The organism is Amycolatopsis sp. NPDC033938, assembly GCF_055575975.1.
The window spans coordinates 210443-233471 of record NZ_JBVIRO010000014.1; the positions used below are offsets into that span (position 1 = coordinate 210443).

General features: G+C 69.7%; 20 protein-coding genes. 12 read left to right on the forward strand and 8 right to left on the reverse strand.

Translation table 11 applies throughout. The features are described from left to right. Window positions 1–1116, reverse strand: a complete 1116-nt coding sequence (locus tag ACZ5ZX_RS30030; RefSeq protein ID WP_465505335.1) for a PucR family transcriptional regulator — start codon at window positions 1114–1116, stop codon at window positions 1–3. A gap of 17 nt (window positions 1117–1133) precedes the next feature. Beyond that, window positions 1134–1709 carry a TetR/AcrR family transcriptional regulator gene (locus tag ACZ5ZX_RS30035; RefSeq protein ID WP_465505336.1) on the reverse strand — a complete coding sequence of 192 codons (576 nt, stop codon included), beginning with the start codon at window positions 1707–1709 and terminating at the stop codon, window positions 1134–1136. A gap of 87 nt (window positions 1710–1796) precedes the next feature. Between ACZ5ZX_RS30035 and ACZ5ZX_RS30040 the strand changes: the two genes are divergently transcribed. Beyond that, complete coding sequence (locus ACZ5ZX_RS30040) at window positions 1797–2708, forward strand: SDR family NAD(P)-dependent oxidoreductase (RefSeq protein WP_465505337.1); 912 nt, start codon at window positions 1797–1799, stop codon at window positions 2706–2708. Here the strand turns inward: ACZ5ZX_RS30040 and ACZ5ZX_RS30045 are convergent. Together ACZ5ZX_RS30045 and ACZ5ZX_RS30050 are read right to left on the reverse strand one after the other, a co-directional pair. Then, window positions 2698–4098 (reverse strand): PepSY-associated TM helix domain-containing protein, encoded by a 1401-nt coding sequence (locus ACZ5ZX_RS30045; protein ID WP_465505338.1) that lies wholly within the window; start codon window positions 4096–4098, stop codon window positions 2698–2700. The two genes, ACZ5ZX_RS30040 and ACZ5ZX_RS30045, sit on opposite strands and share 11 nt — an antisense overlap. 114 nt (window positions 4099–4212) lie before the next feature. After that, window positions 4213–4752 (reverse strand): hypothetical protein, encoded by a 540-nt coding sequence (locus ACZ5ZX_RS30050; protein WP_465505372.1) that lies wholly within the window; start codon window positions 4750–4752, stop codon window positions 4213–4215. A gap of 74 nt (window positions 4753–4826) precedes the next feature. Here ACZ5ZX_RS30050 and ACZ5ZX_RS30055 point away from each other — a divergent pair, with 74 nt between their 5' ends. From ACZ5ZX_RS30055 to ACZ5ZX_RS30080, 6 genes are all read left to right on the forward strand, one after another. Continuing rightward, complete coding sequence (locus ACZ5ZX_RS30055; protein WP_465505339.1) at window positions 4827–6038, forward strand: MFS transporter; 1212 nt, start codon at window positions 4827–4829, stop codon at window positions 6036–6038. 32 nt (window positions 6039–6070) lie between these two features. Then, window positions 6071–7072, forward strand: a complete 1002-nt coding sequence (locus ACZ5ZX_RS30060) for a LacI family DNA-binding transcriptional regulator (protein WP_465505340.1) — start codon at window positions 6071–6073, stop codon at window positions 7070–7072. Window positions 7073–7265: 193 nt separating this feature from the next. Beyond that, window positions 7266–8645 carry an ABC transporter substrate-binding protein gene (locus ACZ5ZX_RS30065; protein WP_465505341.1) on the forward strand — a complete coding sequence of 460 codons (1380 nt, stop codon included), beginning with the start codon at window positions 7266–7268 and terminating at the stop codon, window positions 8643–8645. After that, window positions 8623–9495 (forward strand): carbohydrate ABC transporter permease, encoded by an 873-nt coding sequence (locus ACZ5ZX_RS30070; RefSeq protein ID WP_465505342.1) that lies wholly within the window; start codon window positions 8623–8625, stop codon window positions 9493–9495. Before ACZ5ZX_RS30065 ends, ACZ5ZX_RS30070 begins: the two co-directional genes overlap by 23 nt. Further along, window positions 9492–10361, forward strand: a complete 870-nt coding sequence (locus tag ACZ5ZX_RS30075; protein ID WP_465505343.1) for a carbohydrate ABC transporter permease — start codon at window positions 9492–9494, stop codon at window positions 10359–10361. The genes ACZ5ZX_RS30070 and ACZ5ZX_RS30075 overlap by 4 nt, the downstream gene beginning before the upstream one ends. Before the next feature lie 48 nt (window positions 10362–10409). After that, window positions 10410–12011, forward strand: a complete 1602-nt coding sequence (locus tag ACZ5ZX_RS30080; protein ID WP_465505344.1) for a glycoside hydrolase family 13 protein — start codon at window positions 10410–10412, stop codon at window positions 12009–12011. Window positions 12012–12527: 516 nt separating this feature from the next. On the opposite strand, the gene ACZ5ZX_RS30085 is transcribed toward ACZ5ZX_RS30080, so the two are convergent. Next, window positions 12528–15215: a helix-turn-helix transcriptional regulator gene (locus ACZ5ZX_RS30085; RefSeq protein ID WP_465505345.1), complete on the reverse strand. Its 2688-nt coding sequence runs from the start codon at window positions 15213–15215 to the stop codon at window positions 12528–12530. A 305-nt stretch (window positions 15216–15520) separates the two neighbouring features. On the opposite strand from ACZ5ZX_RS30085, the gene ACZ5ZX_RS30090 reads away from it, so the two are divergent. Next, a complete protein-coding gene (locus ACZ5ZX_RS30090; RefSeq protein ID WP_465505346.1) occupies window positions 15521–16861 on the forward strand; it encodes an alpha-lytic protease prodomain-containing protein in 1341 nt (446 codons plus the stop codon). Beyond that, a complete protein-coding gene (locus ACZ5ZX_RS30095; protein ID WP_465505347.1) occupies window positions 16846–17487 on the forward strand; it encodes a sigma-70 family RNA polymerase sigma factor in 642 nt (213 codons plus the stop codon). Before ACZ5ZX_RS30090 ends, ACZ5ZX_RS30095 begins: the two co-directional genes overlap by 16 nt. Here ACZ5ZX_RS30095 and ACZ5ZX_RS30100 read toward each other — a convergent pair whose 3' ends face one another. Beyond that, a complete protein-coding gene (locus tag ACZ5ZX_RS30100; protein ID WP_465505348.1) occupies window positions 17488–17733 on the reverse strand; it encodes a hypothetical protein in 246 nt (81 codons plus the stop codon). Between the two features lie 158 nt (window positions 17734–17891). Between ACZ5ZX_RS30100 and ACZ5ZX_RS30105 the strand changes: the two genes are divergently transcribed. Together ACZ5ZX_RS30105 and ACZ5ZX_RS30110 are read left to right on the forward strand one after the other, a co-directional pair. Continuing rightward, window positions 17892–18374 carry a DUF6130 family protein gene (locus tag ACZ5ZX_RS30105; protein ID WP_465505349.1) on the forward strand — a complete coding sequence of 161 codons (483 nt, stop codon included), beginning with the start codon at window positions 17892–17894 and terminating at the stop codon, window positions 18372–18374. A gap of 18 nt (window positions 18375–18392) precedes the next feature. After that, window positions 18393–19484, forward strand: a complete 1092-nt coding sequence (locus tag ACZ5ZX_RS30110) for an aldo/keto reductase (protein WP_465505350.1) — start codon at window positions 18393–18395, stop codon at window positions 19482–19484. 621 nt (window positions 19485–20105) lie between these two features. On the opposite strand, the gene ACZ5ZX_RS30115 is transcribed toward ACZ5ZX_RS30110, so the two are convergent. Then, window positions 20106–20672: a CGNR zinc finger domain-containing protein gene (locus ACZ5ZX_RS30115; RefSeq protein WP_465505351.1), complete on the reverse strand. Its 567-nt coding sequence runs from the start codon at window positions 20670–20672 to the stop codon at window positions 20106–20108. A gap of 81 nt (window positions 20673–20753) precedes the next feature. Between ACZ5ZX_RS30115 and ACZ5ZX_RS30120 the strand changes: the two genes are divergently transcribed. Further along, window positions 20754–21908: an epoxide hydrolase family protein gene (locus tag ACZ5ZX_RS30120; RefSeq protein WP_465505352.1), complete on the forward strand. Its 1155-nt coding sequence runs from the start codon at window positions 20754–20756 to the stop codon at window positions 21906–21908. 14 nt (window positions 21909–21922) lie between these two features. On the opposite strand, the gene ACZ5ZX_RS30125 is transcribed toward ACZ5ZX_RS30120, so the two are convergent. Continuing rightward, window positions 21923–22930 carry a hydroxyacid dehydrogenase gene (locus ACZ5ZX_RS30125; protein WP_465505353.1) on the reverse strand — a complete coding sequence of 336 codons (1008 nt, stop codon included), beginning with the start codon at window positions 22928–22930 and terminating at the stop codon, window positions 21923–21925. Window positions 22931–23029: the final 99 nt, after the last annotated feature.

Below are 23029 nucleotides of genomic sequence, written 5' to 3' on the forward strand. Positions count from 1 at the left end.
CTAGCCGCGCTGCGCGAGGCGGCGGGCGAGCAGGGCGAGACGCGCGCGGAAGCGATCGCCCGGTTCGTCCAGCCGCCAGCCCAGCGCGTCCTCGACGTGGGCGAGCCGCGCCGCCACCGAACTGTGGTGCCGGTGCAGCGCGACCGCCGCCTGCCGCAGCGATCCGGTGCGGCAGAAGGCTTCCAGCGCCTCGACGTCGGCGGCCCCGGTCGGTGTCGCGGCGAGCGCGTCCAGCGCCAGGACGTCGTCCTGTGCCCGCAACCGCGCCGGCGGCACCTCGGCGAACAGGGTGAGCGAACCCAGCTCGCCGTGCACCACGACCGGCTCCACCGCGGGGACGGCGAACCGTTCCGCCAGCCGTGCCTGCAGCCAGGAGCGGCGCGCTTCGAGCCCCGGCACGGCGTCGCCGACGCCGACCCGCACCCCGCCGGTGGTGTCGCGTTCCTTCGCCCGATCCGCGAGCGCGGACCGCAGTGAGCCGACGAGCGAGTCGTCGCGTGGTTGCAGCAGCACCGCGGCCACCTCCCCCACCGTCGAGACGGGCAACCTCGGCAGCGACCCGCCGCGTGCCAGGAGACCGACCGCCGCCGCGCCGGGATCGCGGCCGTCCTCGGTTCCCACGGCCAGCACCCGCACCGGCCGGTCGGGGGACAGGCCGAGCAGCCGCAGCGCTCGGGCGCGGTCCTCTTCACCGGCCCGCTCCCCCAACAGCAACTCGACCAGCGCGGGATCCGCCAGATGCGGGGTGGTCCCACCGGGTTCGGCACGACCGAGGACGCGGGCGGCCATCGCGAACCGCTCCAGCACGAGGTCGTCGAGCGGTCCCGGCGCTCCAGTTCGCTCCAGCCAGACCTTTCCCGACGGCTCACCGAGATCGGCCGTCGCCGACTCGGTCACCTCGTCGGGTGAGGGCTCGCCGTCCGGCGTGAACCGCAGCGGTGCGGGCAGGCCGTCCCGGCTCATCCCGGCCACACAGTCCGCGAGTGCCGCGGTGGCGCGCACCAGATCGGTGAGGCGGGCCTGCCGCGCCACGAGTTCGTCGAAATAGGCGATGACCCGGACCGCGGCTTCCGCGTCGGCGTCGACCGCGGACAACCGCAGCAGCAGACCCTTCATTTCCCCAGGCTAGCCGCTCAGAACCCCGGCCAGCCCCGGCGCAGGAAGGTGAAAGCGGCGTCCAGCGCGGCGGCGGGATCGGGTTCCGTACCCGCCAGATCCGGGATCTCCAGGACATAGCGGGCCAGCAGCCGCACGGAAAAGTCGTCCTCGCCGGTCTGCTCGGCGATGACTCTCGTGAGCGCGTCCTCGCAGCCCGTCCAGAGCGTCCTGGCGTAGGCGCGCAGCGCCGGGGTGGCGATCACCAGCTCCGCGACCCGGCGCGACAGCGGATCGGGAGCCGGATCGAAGGGACCTCGAGTCGCGAGGAAGTCCCGCAGCGCCTGCAGGATCGACACGCCCTCGGCGCGGTTTCGCACCGCGGCGGCCAGCGCCTCCTCGCGTTCTTGCCCGTGGCCGAGGATCAGCGCTTCCTTGCCACCGGGAAAGTGCGCGAACAGCGTGGACACCGCCGTGTCCGCGGCGTCCGCGATCTCCGCGACGGTGACGTTGTCGAAGCCCCGCTCCAGGAACAGCTCGCGCGCCGCCCCCGACAGGGCCTGGCGGGTGGCCGCCTTCTTGCGCTCACGTCTGCCCGGCTCGGTCCGTCCCATGTGATCACGATACCTGACATCGAAGTAACTCCGAAAACGGAACGTGTGTATATTCGAAGTGACTTCGACTTTGAACCGGGAGCCATCATGCAGCACTGGGACGTCCACCGCCCGCCTCGCGCCGAAGGCAAGACCTTCCTGGTCACCGGCGGCAACGCGGGTATCGGCTACTTCGTCGCCGAACAACTGGCCGGGACCGGCGCCACCGTGCTCCTCGGCAGCCGGGACGCCGCCAAGGCCGACGCCGCGATGGCGTCGATCCGGTCCCGCGTCCCGGACGCGAAGCTCGGGCACCTGCGGCTCGATCTTTCCGACCTCGCGTCCATCGAGTCCGCTGTGGACACTCTGGGCCTCGACCGGCTCGACGCCGTCGTCTGCAACGCGGGCGTGCTGCTGGAGAACCAGCCGAGGCACGAGACGGCCGAGGGTCACGAACTGACGTTCGCGACCAATCATCTCGGCCATTTCGTGCTGGTGCACCGGCTGATGCCGTTGCTCGAAGCGGCGCGGGCCGGTCGCGTCGTCACCACGGGCAGCTTCGTGGGCAAGTCCGCGGAACTCGACCTGGACGATCTCCAGAGCGAACGGGACTACCAGCCCAAGCGCACCTACGCGCGCTCCAAACAGGCGCAGATGCTGTTCGCCTTCGAACTCGACCGGCGGCTGCGCGCGGCCGGGAGCACGGTGCTGAGCGTCGTCGACCACCCGGGCGGCGCGCTCGACTCCCTGACCCCGCCGAGGCCGGTGCACCCGACGCCGGACGGCCGGAAGTTCCCCGCCGGGCTTCTCCTGCAGGGTAAGGAAGCCGGTGCTTGGCCTGCTGTCCGCGCCGTGCTCGACCCGGACGTGCGCGGCGGCGAGATGTTCGGTCCCCGCGTGTTCGGCCTGCGTGGTGAGCCCCGGCGGGAACCGGTTCGCGGGCGGCTGGCCGACACCGAGCTCGCCGCCCGGTTGTGGGCGGCGAGCGTCGGCCTCACCGGCGCCGAGGTCACACGGTGACGTCGGCGGACTCCGGTTTCGCCCGGGATCGCAGGCCCAGCAGCAGATCGACCACCAGGAACACCAGCAGGCTGATCCCGAACAGCGGCACGAACCAGCCGATCGCCGCGGCGAGGACGACGAGTCCCACCACGAGGACGGGCGGCGCCTTGCGCCACTGCCCGCGCGGGATGGGGCGCCCGAACGCCAGGCCGGTGGCGCGGGTCGGCCTGCGGTGCCACCACATCCGGTAGCCGAGCACGACCAGCGTGACCAGACCGGCGCCGAGCAGGAGCAGCGCGAGCTGGTTGGGCCAGCCGAAAAGCACGCCCATATGCGCGTCGATCCCCCAGCGGGCGAACTTCGCCATCAGCGGGTAGTCGTCGAACCGGACCTCGCCAAGGACCTGCCCGGTGGTCCCGTCGACCGCGACGGCGTCGACCTGTGTCGGCCAGCTGCGCTCGATTTCCGCCACCTGCCAAGGAGATCCGGGTTTGGCGGGCAGCCCGATCTCCACGGAGGCCGCGTCGATCCCGGCGGCCCGGGCCGAGGCCAGCACCGCGTCCACGCTTTCGGGACGGGCGGGTGACGGCGCGGCCGGAGCGTCGCCGTGACCCGCGTGCCCGGCGTGCTCGTCGGTACCCGTCACCTTCAAGGCGGGGGTGGCCCAGCCGAGGGATTCACGCAGGGCCGAGACGTTCTCGCCCGCGTACGCCGACCACGTCAGGCCCGTCGCGGACAGGAACACCGCGCCCAGCAGAACCCACAGTCCGATCGTCCCGTGCCTGCGTACCGACTTCCCCCGGGCGGACTCGGTCTTCGCGGCCTTCTCCGCCTTCTCGTTCCGGCGGGCGCGGCGACGGCTCACCCACAACACGAGGCCGCCCAAGGCGACCACCCACAGCCAAGACGCCGCGAGTTCGCTGTAGAGCCGTCCCGGTTCGCCGAGCAGCAGGTTGCGGTGCAGCTGGTCGAGGACGGTCCTGAACGGCAGGGCGCCACTCGTGCCGTATGCGACGAGATCGCCGCGAACCTGAGCGGTGGCGGGGTCGACGAAGACCGCTCGCCGTTCGGACTCGCCGAGCCCCTCCTCGGCGAACAGCACCCGGGTCGTGTCGCCCGGCTCGGGCGCGGGACGGACGGCGACCAGGTCACCGCCGGGGTGGGCCGCCTGCGCCGCCTTGACCTGGTCGGCGAGCGAGGCCTGGTTCAGCCCGACGGGTGCCCGCAGCTGGTCGGCGTAGATCCAGGACTCCATCTGGGGAGTCGCGGCGTACAGGACACCGGTGAGCGCTGCGATGAGCACGAACGGTCCGACGAGGACGCCGGCGTAGAAGTGGAGCCGGAGGAACAGCCCGCGCCAGGCGGATACGCGCGGTGGACTGGTGGTCGGTTCGGTCTGTGTTGCCATGGGGGAACTCCTGAGGCGTCGGTGGGGTGGCATGCGCCCGCACCACGCGCCGGAGTGGTCACGGCGCGCGTGCTGAGCCCTGCCGGGACACGGGTCTCGGCAGGGTTTCGGGGATCAGGCGAACGACACCGGCGGGCCGCGCCGCGAAAGCACGTCTCGCAGGAGCGCCTCGGTCGCGGGGTATTGCACCGCGACCGGGACGTGGAGCCGCAGCGGCGCCGTCGCGGGCCGCGGCGCCAAGCGGCGCGGAAGGACCGAAGCGATCAGCGCGGTGAGCGCGAACAGCGCGCGCTCGGCACCGGCCAGCACCGTGACCACCACGAGGGTCGCGACGGCGTGCCCGGCCGTCATGAGAAGACCGCTGTCGGGGGTTCCGGTATGCCGGGAGTGCGATTCCCACGCCAGGAAGGTGAGGGAGGCGTGCATCGCCAGTTGCCCGCCGGCCACCAGGCAGAGGATGGCGAGCGGACCGCGCCGCCGCCCCGCGAACGCGTACGCCACCCAGCTCAGCAGGGCGACGAGCAGCACGACCACGCCCAGGTCGGGGACGCGCCCGTTGGCGCTCAGGTGGGCAGCGGTCGCGAGAGTGCCGGTCAGCACGCCCACGGCCCCGCCCCGGAGGCGCCGTGCCGGGCCTGGGGTCGGGGTCAGCATGCGCACGGAAGGGAGAGTAGAGCGTGACCCGGCCCGCTGTCGCCTATCGAAGACGCCGGGGCCATTCTTCCGGCATGCTCCGCACCCTGTCCTTCGCCCGGCTCTGGACCGGCAACACCGCATCCGGGCTGGCGACCTGGGCACTGCCGTTCATCCTCGGGCTGGCGGTGCTCGAACGCTCGCTTTCCGCCGTCGACCTCGGCATCGTGCTGGCCGCCCGTACCGTGGGATTCCTCGTGGCCGTACCGGTGGCAGGCGTCCTCGCCGACCGGCACTCCCGCCGTCAGGTCGTCCTGTGGGCGGGCCTCCTCGCGGCTCTCGCCACTCCCCTGATCACGATCGGCATGGGCAGGTCCGTCCCGCTGATGGCCGTCGCGGCCGCCCTCGTCGGGATCGGCCAGGGCGCGTGCCGTCCGGCGTTCCAGGCGCTGACCGCCGAAGTGATCGCCGAGGACCGGCGTCAGCAGGCCAACGCCGCGATGACACTGGCGGTGCGGGTCACGACGCTGGTCGCGCCCGGCCTCACCGCGCTGCTCGCCGTCGTCGCCTCGACGCCGGTCCTCGTCATCGGCACCGGCGTGCTGTGGCTGGGCGTGGCACTGATCCCGCCCCGCGGCACCTTCACCCCGGCCCCGGCCGCCACCAAAACCCGCTTCTTCGGCGATTTCGCCGACGGGCTCCGCGAAGCTCGCCGTCACCCGTGGTTCCTCGCCGGACTCGGCGCGTTGACCGCCGTGATCGCCACCGGCTACTCCGCCACCGGCGTCGTACTGCCCTTGGTCAGCCGTGACCGCTACGACAGCGAAGCCGTCCTGGCGGGCGGACTGACCGCGTACACCCTCGGCGCGCTCGTGGGCGCCGTCGTCATCGCGCGCTGGCGGCCGCGACGCCAAGGCTGGGCCGCGCTGATCGGACTCGGCTGCTACGGCTTCGCGCCGCTGAGCCTGCTGTTCCCGGTGCATCCGGCCTTCGTCATCGCCGCGTACGCCGTCGCCGGGCTGGGCATCGAACTGTTCAACGTCCCGTGGTTCACCGCGACCCAGCGGGAGGTCGAGCCGGGCAAGCTCGCCCGCGTGTCCTCTTTGGACTTCTTGTTCTCCTACGGCCTGGCGCCTGCCGGGCTGGCGTTCATCGCGCCCGCGATCGATGAGTTCGGCGCGGGGCCGGTGCTGGCGGCCTGCGCCGTCATCTGCTTCGCCGCGCCTGCGGTCGCCGCGTTCGTCCCGTCTTCGCGTGACTTCCGCGTCGGGAAAGAACCCAGCACCGCACCGATCAAGAATGTCTAGTTTTTGCGCTTACTTGCGGTAAAGTTTCACTCATGACGCGTCGTCTTGCCGAAGTAGCCCGCAAGGTCGGGGTCAGCGAAGCCACGGTCAGCCGGGTGCTCAACGGCCGGTCCGGGGTCTCCGCGAACACCCGGGCCGCCGTCCTCACCGCGCTGGACGTGATGGGTTACGAACGGCCAACCCAGTTGCGCGGGGATCGTGCCCGGCTGGTCGGGCTGGTCCTTCCCGAACTCCAGAACCCCATCTTCCCCGCGCTGGCCGAGATCATGGGCAACGCCCTCGCCCAGCAGGGTTTCACCCCGGTGCTGTGCACCCGCACCGCGGGCGGGGTGTCCGAAGCGGAGTACGTCGACCTGTTGCTGCAGCAGCAGGTTTCCGGCGTGGTGTTCGCCGGCGGGCTGTACGCCCAGTCCGACGCGGTGCACTCCCATTACCACCATCTCGCCGAACGCCGCCTGCCGACGGTGCTGATCAACGCCGCCGTGGAGCACCTCGGGCTGCCCCAGATCTCGTGCGACGACGCGGTCGCCGTCGAGCAGGCCGTCGGGCATCTGAGCTCGCTCGGGCACGAGAAGATCGGCTTGGTCCTCGGCCCCACCGACCACGTGCCGTCCCAGCGCAAACTCGAAGCTTTCCGCGCCTACGCAGGGAAACTCGGCCTTCCGGTCCTGGACGAACTCGTCGAGCACGGCATGTTCTCCATCGAAGGCGGCCACGCGGCCGCGGCCCGGCTGTACCCACGCGGCGCCACCGCCGTCCTGTGCGCGAGCGACCTGCTGGCACTGGGCGCCATCCGCGCGGCCCGGCGGCAGGGACTGTCGGTACCCGAAGACGTCTCGGTGGTCGGCTACGACGATTCCGCGCTGATGAACTGCACCGATCCGCCACTGACCACGACCCGCCAGCCGATCGAGGCGATGGGCCGCGCTGTGGTCGAACTGCTGGTCAAACGCATAAACGGCGGAGAAGTCGCCGCCGAGGAACTGTTGTTCGCCCCCGAACTCGTCGTCCGGGGCTCCACCGCCCGCCGGTAACCGCACCGCATCGCGTGAAGGCCCCCTTCACTCGGCTGAGCCGAGTGAAGGGGGCCTTCACGCGCTTGCAGCCTCGGTCGCGACTGTCGATAAGTTGCAAGTTCTCATCCAGTTATTGCGGAAATCTGCTTCTTCACTTTAGAGTGACCGCAATCACGTGACAGCCGTCGCGATCGGCGAGATGAGGCTTGAGATGAGCAGCACCTGGTCCCCGACAGTGCGCCGCCGGATGTTCTGCCTGCTCCTGGCGGGCGGGCTCGCCCTGGGGGCGGCCGCCTGCGGTTCCGGTTCCGGTGAAGGCGCCGGAACCGCGGGCAAGGTCAAGATCACCGTCACCGGTCAGCCGCCGACCAGCCAGCCGTTCGAACGCGGCGTGTTCGACGCCGACGTCAAGGAGTTCGAGGAGAGCCACCCCGACATCGACATCGAGCCGCACGAAGGGTTCATGGACCCGAAGACCTTCTCCGCCAAACTCGCCGGCGGTCAGCTCGAAGACGTCTACTACGTCTACTTCACCGACCCGGCGCAGATCATCGCGCGCCGTCAGGCCGCCGACATCACCGAAGCGGCGAAGGACCTGAAGAACATCAACGACATCAAGCCGGAGCTGCTGGACAACTTCCGCGACTCCAGCGGCAAGCTCTACGGCCTGCCGACGATGAACTACAGCATGGGCCTGCTCTACAGCCGCCCGCTGTTCCAGAAGGCCGGGCTCGACCCGAACAAACCGCCGCGAACCTGGGACGAGGTCCGCGAAGCCGCGAAGAAGATCGCCGCGCTGGGCGACGGAACCGTCGGATACGCCGACTACAGCAAGAACAACCAGGGTGGCTGGCACCTGACCGGCTGGCTCTACTCCATGGGCAGCGAGGTCGCCCGCAAGGACGGCGACAACTGGGTCGCCGCCTTCAACAACGACAAGGCCAAGGCCGCGCTGAACCAGCTGCGCGCCATGCGCTGGGACGACGACACCATGGGCGGCAAGCAGTTGCTCGAAGCCCAGGACGTCCAGCGCATGATGGGCGCCGGCCGGCTCGGCATGTACATGGCCGCCCCGGACAACGTCCCGGTGCTGGTGAAGCAGTTCAACGGCAAGTACGAGGACTACGGCGTCGCCGGGATGCCGGGCGGGCAGGGCACGCTGCTCGGCGGCGAGGGCTACATGATCAACCCCAAGGCCTCGCCGGAGAAGGTCAAGGCGGGCCTGGAATGGGTCCGCTGGAAGTACCTCAACCCGGAGCGGTTCGAGAAGCACGTCCAGCAGTACGTCGACGGCAAGCAGCCGGTCGGGCTGCCCGCCGAGCCGACCCCGGACGTCTGGCAAGGCGCCGTGCGTGACCAGCAGCTCGCGATCAAAGCCAAGCACGCCAACGTCCCCGCCGAGAACTACCAGTCCTATGTGGACGCCGGTTCCCGGGTCAAGGGCCGCATCGAACCGCCGAACGCGCAGCAGGTCTACGCCATTCTCGACAGTGTGATGCAGGCGGTGCTCACCGATCGCAACGCGAATATCGATCAGCAGCTGTCGTCGGCCGAGTCGAAGGTCAACGGTGTCCTCGCACAGGTCAAATAACCTCACCGCGTACGGCCTGCTCTGCGCCGCGCTCGTGGTGTTCGCGCTGTTCTCGTGGTACCCGATCGTGCGCGGGGTACTGATGAGCTTCCAGCAGGTCGACTTCGTCAATCCGGCCACGTGGGTCGGCTTCGACAACTTCACCCGCCTGTTCGAAGACCCGCTGTTCGGCGTGGCCTGGCGCAACACCCTGCTGTTCACCGGGCTCGCCCTGGTGTTCGGGTTCCTCGTGCCGTTCCTGACCGCGGTGCTGCTCAACGAACTGCGGCACGCCAAGGCGTTCTTCCGGCTGGCGGTCTACCTGCCGGTGATGCTCCCGCCGGTGGTCACCGCGCTGATGTGGAAATGGTTCTACGACCCGGGTGCCGGTCTGTTCAACTCCGCGCTCGGCGCAGTCGGCCTGCCCAGCGGGCAATGGCTCGACTCCAGCGACACTTCGATGCTGTCGCTGGTGTTCGTGTCCACGTGGGCGAACATGGGCAGCACCACGCTGATCTACCTCGCCGCGCTCGGCACGATCCCCGGCGAGCTCTACGAAGCCGCGGAACTCGACGGCGCCGGACTGTGGAAACGCCTGATCCACGTGACCCTGCCGCAGACCCGGTTCGTGCTGCTGGTGCTCCTGCTGCTGCAGATCGTCGCGACCATGCAGGTGTTCACCGAGCCGTACGTGATGACCGGTGGCGGACCGGACGATTCGACGGTGACCGTGCTCCTGCTGCTGTATCGCTATGCCTTCGTCTACAACGACTTCGGCTCGGCCAGCGCGTTGAGCCTGTTGCTGTTCGTCGCGCTCGGGGTGTTCTCCGCGCTGTATGTGCGCCTGACCCGGAAGGCGGATCAATCATGAGGACGCTCGTCTCCCCCAGCACGCTCCGCAGCCCCGGCGGCAAGATCGGTTACGCCGTCGTCTTCACCTGCACGCTGCTGCTGTTCGTTCTCGCGTTCCTGTTCCCGCTGTACTGGGTGGTGACGGGTGCGATGAAGTCGCCGCAGGAACTGGCCCAGACGCCGGCGACGTTCATTCCGAACGAGTGGCATCCGGAGACCTTCGCCGACGCCTGGAACCAGCTCAGCCTCGGCAAGTACTTCCTCAACACGATCATCGTCGCCGGAGGCGCCTGGCTCGTCCAGCTGGCCATCGACGTCCCGGCGGCCTTCGCGTTGTCGAAGCTGCGCCCGAAGTTCGGCAATGTCGTGCTGGCACTCATGCTCGCGACGCTGATGCTGCCCGCGGCGGCGCTGCTGGTGCCGACGTACGTGACGATCACCGATCTCCCGCTGCTGCACCTCAACCTGATCAACTCACCGGCGGCGATCTGGCTGCCCGCCGCCGCCAACGCCTTCAACATCTATCTGCTGAAACGGTTCTTCGACCAGATCCCGGACGAGCTGCTCGAAGCCGCGCTGCTCGACGGCGCCGGACCGGTGCGCACGCTGTGGCGCATCATCCTGCCCATCTCGCGGCCGATTCTCGCCGTGGTCTCGATCCTCGCGGTGGTGGCCGCGTGGAAGGACTTCATCTGGCCGCTGCTGGTGTTCCCGGACACCGAGAAGCAGACACTGTCGGTGATGTTGCAGCGGGTGGCCATCGACATGCCGTTGAACGTGCTGGTCGCGGGCATGGTGCTGGCCAGTGTGCCGATGGTGGCGCTGTTCCTGGCGTTCCAGCGGCACATTCTCGCCGGGCTCACCGCCGGCAGCGTCAAAGGCTGATTTTCGCCGCATCCGGGGTATCCACAAACTATCGAGGAGGACACTTCCGTGACCGCATTGGGGCAGTCCGCCGCCGGATGGTGGCGGAGCGCGGCGATCTACCAGGTCTACATCCGCAGTTTCGCCGACGGGAACGGCGACGGCGTCGGCGACCTCGCCGGGGTCCGCGCGCGGCTGGACTACCTGGCCGAGCTGGGGATCGACGCGATCTGGTTCACCCCGTGGTATCCCTCGCCGATGGACGACGGCGGCTACGACGTCGCCGACTTCCGGGAGATCGACCCGCTCTTCGGCACCCTGGCCGAGGCGGAGGACCTGATCGCCGCGGCACACGCCAAGGGGATCCGGGTGATCATCGACATCGTGCCGAATCATTGCTCCGACGAGCACCGCTGGTTCCAAGACGCCCTCGCGGCGGCACCCGGATCGCCCGAGCGGCAACGGTTCTGGTTCCGTCCTGGCCGGGGCCCGGACGGTTCGGAACCGCCGAACAACTGGAAGTCGCGCTTCGGCGGCTCCGCGTGGACGCGGGTCCCCGACGGCGAGTGGTACCTGCACCTCTACAGCTCGCGGCAGCCGGACTTCAACTGGGACAACCAGGACATCCGCGCGGATTTCGAGGATGTCCTGCGGTTCTGGTTCGACCGGGGGGTCGACGGTTTCCGCATCGACGTCGCCGATGGGCTGGTCAAGGACCCGCGGCTGCCCGACGTCGACCCTGGTGACGAGACGCCGTTCTCCGATCAGGAAGGACTGCACGAGATCTACCGGTCGTGGCGCAAGATCGCCGACAGCTATCCGGGTGACCGGGTCCTCGTCGGCGAGATGTGGCTGCCGGACATGTCGCGTGCCGCGCGGTATCTCCGGCGCGACGAACTGCACGCCGCGTTCAACTTCGACTTCCTGGTGTGCCCCTGGGATTCCACGAGGTTCCGGGACGTCATCGAGCGGACGCTGCTGGCGCACCAAGAGGTCGACGCGCCCGCGGCCTGGGTGCTGTCGAACCACGACGTCACCCGGCACGTGACCCGGTACGGACGCGAGGGTGACACCGGGTTCGCGTTCGCCGACCGGTTGCACGGCACTCCGGTCGACCTCGGACTCGGGACCCGCCGGGCGCGCGCGGCGGCGCTGCTGACCTTGGCGCTACCCGGTGGGCTGTATGTCTACCAAGGGGAGGAGCTCGGTTTGTGGGAGGTCGAGGACGTCCCGGACGAGCTCCGGCAGGATCCGGTCTATGCCAGGACGAACGGCGCCGACCCCGGCCGCGACGGCTGCCGCGTCCCGCTCCCCTGGTCCGGTGACGCGCCGCCGTTCGGCTTCGGCACCGGCGGGACGTGGCTGCCCCAGCCCGCGGAATGGCGCTCCGGTACGGCGGAAGAGCAGGCGGCCGATCCGGCGTCGATGCTGCGGCTGTACCGCGCCGGGCTCCGGATGCGGGACGAGCTTCCCGCACTCGGGGCCGGGGGCCTGGAATGGCTGCCGCTAGGCGACGGCGTGCTCGCGTTCACGCGGGAGCCGGGGTTCACCTTCGTGCTGAACTTCTCGGACACGCCGGTGCCGCTCCCTCCGCATCGCGAAGTCCTCCTGACCAGTGGCCCGGTCGACGGTGAACTGCCGACGGATACGGCGGTGTGGCTGCGCACTTGATCGCGGCCTCGTGAGACGTCGTGAGTGATTTGGGTCGTTCTCTTGAGGGGAAAGGCAAACGTGTCGTGGCATGGGGCCGGTGTCGCTCCCGTGTACGCGTTCTTCTGGTAGTGAAGGCCTCCTTGCCTACCCTGACGGTAGTGAAGGAGGCTTTCGCTACCGTCAGATGTGATCTCTGGTGACGGTGGGGCGGCTGTGACCTCGGCGACCGGTCGTGAAGTGCGTGAAGGCCTCCTTCACTGCGTCTAGCGCAGTGAAGGAGGCCTTCACGCACTTAAGGACACGGTCAAACTGGATTCAAGAGGACATTTCTCCTCGATTTGTGTCCACTGTGGATGGTTGGCGAGTCTGGGGAGCCCACCCTTGAACCGCCTAAGTTCCTGACATTGGCGCTAGACGCAAGGAAGGGGGCCTTCATGTACTTCGGCAAGGCCAGTGCGGTGCCGCGTCACCCAGCCCGCCGCCTCGCCCGAGACACGACACGTTTGCCTTACCCCCAATAACCCTCAGCACCAGTCACGAGAATTTCTTGAGTTCCGCCCGCGAAGTCACGCCCAGTTTCGGGAAGATCCGGTGCAGATGCGTGCCGACCGTCCGGTGCGAGAGATAGAGCCGCTGCCCGATCTCCCGGTTGGTCAGGCCTTCGGCGGCCAGTTGCACGATGCTCAGCTCGTGCGGGGTCAGCTTCTCCCGCGCGTCCGGGCCGCGGTTGGGGCTGGACTCCCCCGCGCTCCGCAGTTCACGGCGCGCGCGTTCGGCCCACGCCGTCATGCCGAGCGCGTCGAAGGTCTCCCGCGCGGCACGCAGATGCGCGCGCGAATCGACGGCACGCCGCTGACGCCGCAACCATTCGCCGTAGGCCAGCCGCAGTCGCCCGCGTTCGGCGGGCCATCCGTCCAGCTCCGCCCGCAACGCGGTCTCGAACAGGTCGTCGCCGGGATCGAGGACGGCGCGGGCGTACCGCAGGCCGATGTGCAGGGCCGGTGCCGCCGTCGACAAGGCCAGCCGCTCCATTTCCGCGACGATCTCCCGCAGGGCCTCGGCCTGCCCCGCCCGGAGCGCGACCTCGGCCAGGTCCGCGACGAAGTAGACGCGCAGGGCCAGCTGGAAGGCGGGATCGGCGGGATCGAACAGCCGCCGCAGATCGTCGAAAGCGTCGTCGAAGCGGCCCTCACTCGAGGCGGCGATACCCCGGGCGAGCTGGACGGTCGCCAGGACCGGCCGGGCACCGGCGGCGAGCCCGACCCGTTCGGCCTCGTCGGCCAGCGCCTTGGCCTGTTTGTGCTCGCCCCGCAACGCGGCGATCTCGGCCTGGACCGCGGTGGCGAACCCGTACATGAACGGCTGACCGGTCTCCTTGGCGAATTTGGCCGCTTCCGCCGCGACCGGGACCGCCGCGGCGAGATCACCGAGCCGGACCTGGCTCCACGCCTGGACCGCCAACGCCCTCGGCAGCAGGCCGAGCCTGCCCTGCGCACGAAGCCCGGGGGCCGCGGCCGCCGAGAACCGGGCGGCCAGATCGACCGCGCCGACCTGGAGGGACGCACTGCCGAGAAAGCGGTCGACCTCGGGATCGGTTCCGCCGGTGGCGGCGAGTCCGCGCAGGTCACCGAGTACGGCTTCGGCCCGTTCGAACGGCGCGACGTAGGCGGTGACGGCGACGAGGCGCGGGTCGGAGTTCTCGACCGGGAGCCGGTCCGCGACGGCCAGCAGCGTTCGCCGCGCCTCCGGGCCGGGCTCGGTCCAGAAGCAGCGCATGGCGGCACCCCACAGGATGCGCATCGCCGGATCCGGCATCCCGTCCTTCGCCACCGCCTCGGCCAGCCGCGCCAGTTCCGCGACCCGGGACAGGTCCTCGCGCACGCCGTCCTCGAACCCGCTGAGCAACCAGCTCGCGGTCGCTCGTTGCCTTGGCGTGAGCTCGCCGGCGCGGGCGTCCTCGACGAGCCGTTCCGCCTTCTCGCGTCCGCCGGATTCGACGGCCAGCTCGGCCGCCCGCAGCAACCGGTCCGCCCGCCGAGCCGGATCGGCGCTCAACCGGGCGGCCTGCTCCAGCGCCGCGACCGCGGCCGCCGGTCCACCACGGTGCCGGGCACGGTCGGCGGCGTTCTCCAGCTCGCCGGCCACGGCTTCGTCGGCACCGATCGCCGCGGCGGCCCGATGCCACGCCCGGCGATCCGGCTCCTCGCGCAGGACGTCGGCGAGGGCGAGGTGGGCGTGCCGCCGTTCCTCGGCCGACGCCGATGCCGGGATGGCCGAACGCATCAGCGGATGCCGGAACGACACCGTCCGTGGCTCGAGGTCGATCAACCGGGCCTCCGCGGCGGGCGTCAGCGCTTCCGGCTCGACGGTTTCGCCCAGCAGCGCACCGGCCGCCGCCAGCGTCTCGGTGATCGACCCGGTCTCGTTGAGCGCCGCGACCAGCAGGGTCGTGCGCACGGGTTCCGGCAGGGCGACGAACCGGTCACCGAACGTCCGCTCGAGCCGATCGGTCAGTGGCAGCACGGGATCGGCCGCCTCGGTCATGGCCGACGGCAACTCGGTCAATGCCAGCGGGTTCCCGGCGGCCTCGGCGAGCAGCCGGGTCCGGACGGGAGTCGTGAGCCGGGGGGCGACTGAGTCGAGCAGTTCGGCCGCGACCGCGTCGGGCAGCCGCTCCAGGCCCATCGCGGGCAATCCCGCGTCGCGCAACGGCGACGGTTCCCCGTCCCGCAGGGTCGCGATCAGGACGATCGGCTCCGACTCGATCCGCCTGGCCACGAACGCAAGGACGTCGGCGCTCTCCCGGTCCAGCCAGTGGACGTCCTCGGCGACGATCAGCAGCGGTTTGGCCGCCGCCTCCTCCGAAAGCAGCGTCAGCGCGGCGAGCCCGACGAGGTACGCGTTGGGCTCCGCCCCCTCGGCGAGGCCCAGCGCCGCCCAGAGCGCGGAACGCTGCGGCGCGGGCAGGGTGTCCGCACCCGCTCGAACCGGGAAGAGTAGCTGGTGCAGACCGGCGTAGGCGAAGTTCCGTTCGGCCTCGACGCCGGTCGTGCGCAGTACCCGCAGGCCGCCGACCGTCGCCGCGGCGACCGCTTCCGCCACGACGGCGGACTTGCCGACACCCGGTTCGCCCTGGATGAGGACACCGCCACAGCCCTCGGCAGGACCGTCGACGAGCTCGTCAAGGCCCTTCAGTTCGGCTTCCCGCCCGAAAAGCTGCACTTGCGATCCTCACTCCGTGAGAAGTTCCGGCGTTCCCTTTGCCTTACCCCTCAAAAGTACGGTATTGACGACAAGGACGGCACCACGAGCCGACAGCGGCGGCGGCGTCCACTCTGGTCTCCGGGCAGTGGAAGCTCTTGCCCGGCAACGGATTCACCGAGCGGAACCGCCCGCTCGAGTGTCATATCACCCGGCGCTCAAGCCCGTGGGTATGACCCAAATGGTATGTACCAATTCCGTGATGCGCCTCGTACGGTCGGGAACGTTCCCTCTCCTCCCCCGCCCGTTTCGAGGAAAGCGTCGACATGAACAGAAAGATCCTCGCCGCCACAGCCGCGGCCATCACCGGCGCGGGCTTGGTCACGGCCATCGCCCTCACCCCGAGCGCGAGTGCCGGGCAACCGGCAACGGCCGCCGACCAGGCCCAGTCGGAAATGCTCGCGGCCATGTCGCGAGACCTCAAGATCAGCCCCGAACAGGCCAAGCTCCGGCTCGCGAGCGAGCAACGGGCCGCGGTCATCGACAACACGCTGAAGAAGCAGCTCGGCACGGCGTACGCCGGATCCTGGCTGGACACCACCGGGACTTCGCTGACCGTGGCCGTCACCGACGCGGCGCAGGCCGACCTGGTGCGCGCCGCCGGCGCGACCCCGAAGACCGTCGCCCGGAGCGCCACCCAGCTCGACGCCGCCAAGCTGGCGCTGGACGCCAAGTCCACCAAGGCACCGAAGACCGTGCCCGGCTGGTACACCGACGTCGTCACCAACTCGATCGTCGTACTGGCCAACGCCGGCGGTGAGGCCGCCGCGAAGTCGTGGGCGGCCGAGGCCGGCGTGCAGGCCGATTCGGTCCGCGTCGAGGCCAGCACCGAGAAACCGCGAGCGCTGATCGACATCATCGGCGGCAACGCCTACACCTTCGGTTCGGGCCGCTGTTCCATCGGTTTCCCGGTCGAGGGCGGCTTCGTGACCGCCGGGCACTGCGGCACCACAGGCACCCGCACCTCGAACCCGAGCGGGACCGTCGCGGGCTCCAGCTTCCCCGGCAACGACTACGCCTGGGTCCGTGCCGACGCGGGCAACACCCCGCGAGCACTGGTCAACCGCTACCCCGGCACCGTGCCGGTGGCCGGTTCGACCGAGGCCGCGGTCAACTCCTCGGTCTGCCGGTCCGGCTCCACGACGGGCTGGCACTGCGGCACGATCCTGCAGAAGAACACCTCGGTCACCTACCCCGAAGGAACCATCACCGGCCTGACCAGGACCAACGTCTGCGCCGAACCCGGCGACTCCGGCGGTTCGTGGATCACCGGTGACCAGGCGCAGGGCGTCACCTCCGGTGGCTCCGGCGACTGCACCTCCGGCGGCACCATCTACTTCCAGCCGGTCACGGAGATCCTGAGCGCCTACAACCTGCGACTGATGGTCACCGGCAACCCGCCGTCCAGCACCACCACGACGCCGACCACCACCCCGACCGGCCCGACGACCTCGAACCCGCCGGGCGGCACCTGGGCGCCGTACACCTACTACGGCTCCGGTGCGACCGCCACCTACGGCGGCAGCAACTACCGCGTGATCCAGCCGCACACCTCCATGCCCGGCTGGGAACCGCCGAACGTGCCCGCGCTTTGGGAACTCGCCTGACCTGGACCGCCCCCGGCGAACGCGCCTCGCCGGGGGCGGCTCCTTTTCCGGACGACGGTGCGTTGACGGAGGATCTCGAATCCCTCGTTCCTCGCGCCCGCGGCGGTGATCCCACCGCGACCGAGGAACTGATGGAGATCGTGCAACCGGTCGTCGCGAGCTATTGCCGCAGCCGGATGGACGGGATCGACACGCGGATCATCGCCGCGGAGGACGTCGCACAGGAGACCTGTCTCGCCGTGCTCACCGCCCTTCCCACCGCCAGAACCACCGGCCGCTCCTTTCTCACCGCCGTTCTCGGGATCGCCTCCCGGAAGGTCGCCGCTGCCTTCCGGTGGCGGGCCCGCGACAGGTCCGAACCCACGGCCGATCTGCCCGATCGCGCGACGCCCGAGCCCAACGAACCCGAACGGCAGGCCCTCGCCGCCGACGGGCACGACCGGTTGACCCGTCTGATGAGCACCCTGCCCGGTATTCAGCGGGAGATCATCCGGCTGCGCGTCACCGTCGGTATGTCGGCTCCCGAAACCGGCGCCGTCCTGCGGGTGAGCCCCGGGTTGGTCCGGGTCGCCCAGCACCGCGCCCTGCACAAACTCCGCACGATCATCGGCGAGGACGACCTGTGATCAGCGCTGGATGCAGTCCAGCCCGAGCCCGAAAGCCGTGAGCACGTACTGGCAGATGTGCGTCGCGTGCACTTCGTCGGTTTCGAGGCATCCCACCGGGACACCCAGCAGGTCGACGGCGCACGACGCGTAAAACTGGTTCGGGCTGCCGGGCACCGGGTCCGCGGAGGCGGGCGAGGCCGCGAAGGCACCCGCGGAAATCATGAGCGTCACGCTGGCCGCCAAGGCGGCGATCCGAGTCCTCATCGTTCTCTCCTTCTTTTCCGCCCCCAGCCTGATGTCCTCGGTATTCCCCGCCTGGGGTGCCGCTACCTGGTGATCACCGGAAAGTGTCACGGGTGACCTACACCGATGACGTCATCCGACGGGCGCCGAGGTGCTCGCGGCCGTCCTAGCGTGATCTCATGCCCGTTCTTGGGAAGCTCGCCCTCGCCGCCGCCCTCGTCCTCGCCACCGCCGCCTGCAGTGCCGCCTCACCGCCGCCGACGGCATCCGCTCCCCCTGCCGCCGTCGCCGCCGCCGACTGGTCACCCGCACCCGTCGTGCCGCTGCCGTCGCAGCCACCACCCTCGCTGGTCGTGGACCAGCCACTGCCCGAACAGCTCGCGATGGGCCTGGTCGTCCTGCGGTACCGCGCGGAGAACCTCCGGATCGTCCCGGTCTACGGCCCGGCCGCGCTCGATGTCTCGCCCCGGATCGGCCACATCCACGTGACGGTCGACGACGCGCAGTGGCACTGGGCGGACGGCAGCGGAGAGCCGCTCATCATCCAGTCGCTGCCGGCGGGACCGCACAAGGTGTGGATCGGCCTCGCCGACCCGACGCACAAGATCCTCGACGAGAAGACCGTCAGCTTCGTCATCCCTGTCCACAGTGGACACCACTGAAACCCCGGAGCCACCGCGATGCCACTGGATCAGTACTATTCGCTCGGCCGGTCCGGCCTGCGCGTGAGCAGGATCGCCCTCGGCACGATGAACTTCGGCACCGGCGGTTTCCACGCCGCCTACGGGAAAACCGAGGACGAGGTCCGCCCGGTCTTCCGCGAATACCTCGACGCGGGCGGGAACTTCATCGACACCGCCGACTTCTACACCGCCGGCGAAAGCGAGACCATCCTCGGCCGCCTCATCGCCGAGGCGAAGGTGCGCGACCGGGTCGTGCTCACCACCAAGTACACCAACAGCGTCGACCCCGGCGACCCGAACGCGGGCGGCAACGGGCGCAAGCACCTGATCAGGGCGCTGGAGGCGTCACTGCGACGGCTCGGCACCGACCACCTCGACCTGTTCCTGCTCCACACCTGGGATCGCATCACCCCGCCGGAAGAGGTGATGCGCACCTTCGACGACCTGGTGCGCGCGGGAAAGATCCGCTACGCCGGACTTTCGGACGTGCCCGCCTGGTACGCCGCGCGGGCCCAGTCCTTCGCGGACGCGCACGCGCTGACCCCGGCGGTCAACCTCCAGCTGCCCTACTCGCTCGTGGAGCGGACGATCGAGACCGAACACGTCCCGATGGGACAGCACCTCGGACTCGGCATCACCGCGTGGAGCCCTTTGGCAGGCGGCTTCCTCACCGGAAAGTACCGCCAGACCACCGAGACCCCCGCCGGTGAGGGCAGGCTGAGCGATCCGGGCAACGCCGGGAAGGCGTGGACCGAACGCGATTGGGCACTGCTCAAGCCACTGGAGGAGGTCGCGGCCCAACTCGGCGTCACGATGGCGCAGGTCGCGATCAACTGGGTCGCCACCCAGCCGGGCGTCGCGTCCGCGATCGTCGGGGCGAGCAGCGCCACCCAGCTGCGCACGAGCATGGCCGCGCTCGACTTCGAACTGCCACCGGAGCTGCGGACGATCCTCAATGAGGCCAGCGCCGTGCCGCCGGAGTCGGTGTACCGGATGTTCACGCCCGAGTACCAGAACTGGGTGATCAGTCCTGGGGTGAAGGTCGGGGACAAGCCCGTGGGGTATGCGCCGGTGGTGCGGAACTGGTGATCGGGTAGGTCCCGTCGCGGCCAGCTCACGTGACCGCCGCCGTCCGGATCGGTTGTTGTTCTTCGGCAACAGCGCCGTCCCTGGCCGGTTGCCGCTCCTCGGCAACACAACCGTCCGGATCGGTTGCCGTTCTTCGGCAACACAACCGTCCGGATCGGTTGCCGTTCTTCGGCAACCCGACAACCCCGGCCCGTCGCCATCCCCGTCAACGCCCCAGAGCGGCAAGGCACGAAAAGCCACCACTCCTGCCCGAGTCCGTCGCCGTATAGCGGCGATGGACCGAAACGGCAAGGTCCCGAAGCCGGCACCGTCTCGACTTGTCACCGTTTCGCGGCGACAAACCAGCCGATCACGGCACAAAGCCAACCGCACACCACCACCGCCCGAACCCGTCGCCATTCCTCGGCAACGTTCCAGAGCGGCAAAGCGCGAAAAGCCCCCGCTGCCCAAGCCCGTCGCCGTTCAACGGCAACGGCAACGGCAACGGCCCGGCGGTCACATCACCAGACCGGCATCGCACCACCACGTTGCCGTTTCGCGGCAACGACCCCAGTGCCCACGTCCCGAAGCCGACCCCACAACGGCAACAACCGTCGCAACCGTACGCACCCCCCCTTGCGCTCAGAGAGATTTCTTCCGCTGATTCGCCTTGAACCGCGCCTTCTTCTGCCGGTTCCCGCACGTGTTCATGTCGCACCATTTACGGGAGCGGCTTTGGCTGGTGTCGAAGAAGGCGGCTTGGCAGGTCGGCGAAGCGCACAAGGCCAGCTTTCCGTCGCGTTCGCCGGAGATGATGCTGACCGCGTCGGCGGCGATCACGCTAAGGGCGTCTTCCACGCGGGAAGCCGGGCCGAGCTGCCATCGTCGCTTGCCTTCGGACGTCAGAACGGCCGCGGCCCGGCCCTGGGTGCTGCGCTCGTTGATGACTTGGACGGCGGAAGCGGGGAGCGCGTCCCGGAGCGCGGCCGCGGTCGCAGCGGCGTGAATCGACTCCCTCAGTTCCCGAGCGAGTTCGAGCTGGCCAGTGGTGCACGAGTCCACGGCGAGACCGCTCACCGCCAGCCAGTCGACGAGCCGGTGCGGCGTGGGAATGCGTTCCACAGCGTCACCACGACGCTCCGTCAGGGTCGCGGTGAAGCTGGTCGCCAGCACGTTGCCGAGGCGGAAGTCAGGGAACCCAGCAGGCATGGAACCACCTTAGCCGGTTGCACCCCGACATGCGGTCCTGCTAGAACCGTCTTAGCCGGTTCTTCGATGACAGGAGGTCTCATGTCCAGCGACGTACACCCCTTCGAAGCCCACGCATCCGACGCCGACCTCGAGGATCTGCGTGCACGCTTGGCCTCGGCGCGGCTACCCGAAACCGAGACGGTCGATCGCCGATGGGGCCAGGGTGTTCCTCTCGCCGACCTCGTCGATGTCGTGGAGTACTGGCGCACCGGATACGACTGGCGGTCCTTCGAGAAGCGCCTCGACCGGATCGGCCAGTTCCGCACGACCATCGACGGCCTGGGAATCCACTTCCTCCACCGCCGGTCCGCGCGTGCGGATGCCGTTCCCCTGGTCTTGACGCACGGCTGGCCGGGCAGCGTCGCCGAGTTCGTCGATGTGGTGGACGAGCTGGCGGATCCGAAGGACGCGGACGCGCCGGCATTCCACGTCGTGGTCCCCTCGCTACCGGGCTTCGGGTACAGCGACAAGCCGTCCACCACCGGCTGGGGCACCGAAAAGATCGCGGCCGCGTGGGTGGAACTGATGGGCAGGCTCGGCTACGACAGGTTCACCGCGCACGGCGGCGACTGGGGAGGCAATATCACCACGGTTCTCGGCGGCCGGTTCCCGGCGCACGTCCTCGGCATCCACACGACGTTCGCGGCGGGACCACCCGGGCTGACCACGGACGGGCTTACAGCGGCCGAACGCGCTTGGACCGAGGAAACCCACGATTTCTGGCACCACCGCGCGGCGTACGCGAAGCAACAGGCGACCCGGCCGCAGACCATCGGCTACTCGCTCGTCGACTCACCGGTCGGGCTTCTCGCCTGGATTCTCGACAAGTTCGCCGAGTGGTCCGACACCGAAGACAGCCCGTTCGAGACGATCTCCCGAGACCGCGTCCTCGACGACGTCACCCTGTACTGGCTGACCCGGACAGGCGCGTCGTCTGCTCGCATCTACTACGAAAGCCACAACTCGCTCGATCCCGACCTCCGGGTCGACGTCCCGGCGGCGATCACCACCTATCCCCGCGACATCGAGAAGTATCCGCGCCCGTGGGCGCAGCAGCGGTACCGGCAGATCGTCCGATGGAGGGCACCCGAAGCCGGGGGTCATTTCCCGTCACTGGAGATGCCCGGCTACTTCGTCAAAGATCTACAAGAGGGGCTCGCGGCAGTGCTGGCCGCCAGCCGGCACGCGGTATAGGACGTTATACGACCTCACGCCCGCAAGTGGGCCCGTTCCGGCGCGACGGCGTGCTGCAGCGGCTGCCCGAGGACGAACCGGCGCAGTTCCCGCGCGACGAGTTCCCCCATCCGCGCGCGCTCGGCGCCCAGTGCCCCGGCCAGATGCGGGGTGAGGACCACGTTCGGCAGCGCGTACAGCGGCGAGTCCGGTTCGGGCGGTTCGGGCCAGGTGACGTCGAGGATCGCCGTGAGGTCCGGCCGCTCGCTCAGCACCGGGACGACCGACGACTCGTCGACCACGGCGCCGCGGGCGGTGTTGATCAGGGTCGCGCCGATGCCCATTCCGGCCACGAGCCGCCCGTTCACAAGCCCTTCGGTCTCCGGCAGCAGCGGGGCGTGCAGGCTGACGACCGCACAGGTGCCGAACAGTTCGTCGAGGTCCACCAGCCGCACGCCGAGTTCCGCGGCGGCCGCGGCGTCGACGACGGGGTCGCTCGCCAGCACCTCGACGTCGAAGCTTCGCAGGTGAGACGCGACGAGAGCACCGATCTCGCCGAGGCCGAGCAGCCCGACCTTGGAGCGGTAGGCCCCGGCGACCCTCGGGTCGGCCGGGTAGGCCCGCCGCTCCCGGATCTCGCGGGAGATCCGGTGCACCTGCTTCAGTCCCAAGAGGATCTGGGCCAGGGTGAACTCGGCGACCGGGACGGCGTTCGCGGCCGCCGCGGACACGATCGGGATCTCGCGCGCCCAGAACTCGGGGGTGGTCAGCGGGCGGACCGATCCGGCGGCGACGAGCACCGCGCGCAGGTCCGGTGCCGCCCGCAGCAGCGTGGCGTCGAGGACCGGCGCCCCCCAGCCCGAGAGCAGGATCTCGATCCCGTCGAGGGCCTCCGGACGCTCCGCCAGCCGCTCGCGGGTGAGCGGCTCACGCAGGTCCACAAGCGCCCCGATTTCGTCGCGTACGGCCTCGGGGTAAACGTCGTCACGGCGGCGTTCCTCCATCACGAGGATCGCCGCCGGCCGGTGTTTCAGCTCCGTCATCCCTACCTCCGAGGGCACCATACATCGGATGCTTAACCCGCCCCAAGGGCGGTGAGCCCCACCCGGAGGCAAGGTCGGCCGATTGAAATTCGTAATCAT

What these genes read in the sequence shown, in the direction of transcription:
- ACZ5ZX_RS30100 (WP_465505348.1), bottom strand. Translation starts at nt 17,733, where the DNA reads ATGAGGACTCGGATCGCCGCCTTGGCGGCCAGCGTGACGCTCATGATT.
- ACZ5ZX_RS30060 (WP_465505340.1), top strand. Translation starts at nt 6,071, where the DNA reads ATGACGCGTCGTCTTGCCGAAGTAGCCCGCAAGGTCGGGGTCAGCGAA.
- ACZ5ZX_RS30075 (WP_465505343.1), top strand. Translation starts at nt 9,492, where the DNA reads ATGAGGACGCTCGTCTCCCCCAGCACGCTCCGCAGCCCCGGCGGCAAG.
- ACZ5ZX_RS30035 (WP_465505336.1), bottom strand. Translation starts at nt 1,709, where the DNA reads ATGGGACGGACCGAGCCGGGCAGACGTGAGCGCAAGAAGGCGGCCACC.
- ACZ5ZX_RS30065 (WP_465505341.1), top strand. Translation starts at nt 7,266, where the DNA reads ATGAGCAGCACCTGGTCCCCGACAGTGCGCCGCCGGATGTTCTGCCTG.
- ACZ5ZX_RS30120 (WP_465505352.1), top strand. Translation starts at nt 20,754, where the DNA reads ATGTCCAGCGACGTACACCCCTTCGAAGCCCACGCATCCGACGCCGAC.
- ACZ5ZX_RS30030 (WP_465505335.1), bottom strand. Translation starts at nt 1,116, where the DNA reads ATGAAGGGTCTGCTGCTGCGGTTGTCCGCGGTCGACGCCGACGCGGAA.
- ACZ5ZX_RS30050 (WP_465505372.1), bottom strand. Translation starts at nt 4,752, where the DNA reads ATGCTGACCCCGACCCCAGGCCCGGCACGGCGCCTCCGGGGCGGGGCC.
- ACZ5ZX_RS30055 (WP_465505339.1), top strand. Translation starts at nt 4,827, where the DNA reads ATGCTCCGCACCCTGTCCTTCGCCCGGCTCTGGACCGGCAACACCGCA.
- ACZ5ZX_RS30110 (WP_465505350.1), top strand. Translation starts at nt 18,393, where the DNA reads ATGCCACTGGATCAGTACTATTCGCTCGGCCGGTCCGGCCTGCGCGTG.
- ACZ5ZX_RS30040 (WP_465505337.1), top strand. Translation starts at nt 1,797, where the DNA reads ATGCAGCACTGGGACGTCCACCGCCCGCCTCGCGCCGAAGGCAAGACC.
- ACZ5ZX_RS30115 (WP_465505351.1), bottom strand. Translation starts at nt 20,672, where the DNA reads ATGCCTGCTGGGTTCCCTGACTTCCGCCTCGGCAACGTGCTGGCGACC.
- ACZ5ZX_RS30125 (WP_465505353.1), bottom strand. Translation starts at nt 22,930, where the DNA reads ATGACGGAGCTGAAACACCGGCCGGCGGCGATCCTCGTGATGGAGGAA.
- ACZ5ZX_RS30105 (WP_465505349.1), top strand. Translation starts at nt 17,892, where the DNA reads ATGCCCGTTCTTGGGAAGCTCGCCCTCGCCGCCGCCCTCGTCCTCGCC.
- ACZ5ZX_RS30045 (WP_465505338.1), bottom strand. Translation starts at nt 4,098, where the DNA reads ATGGCAACACAGACCGAACCGACCACCAGTCCACCGCGCGTATCCGCC.
- ACZ5ZX_RS30090 (WP_465505346.1), top strand. Translation starts at nt 15,521, where the DNA reads ATGAACAGAAAGATCCTCGCCGCCACAGCCGCGGCCATCACCGGCGCG.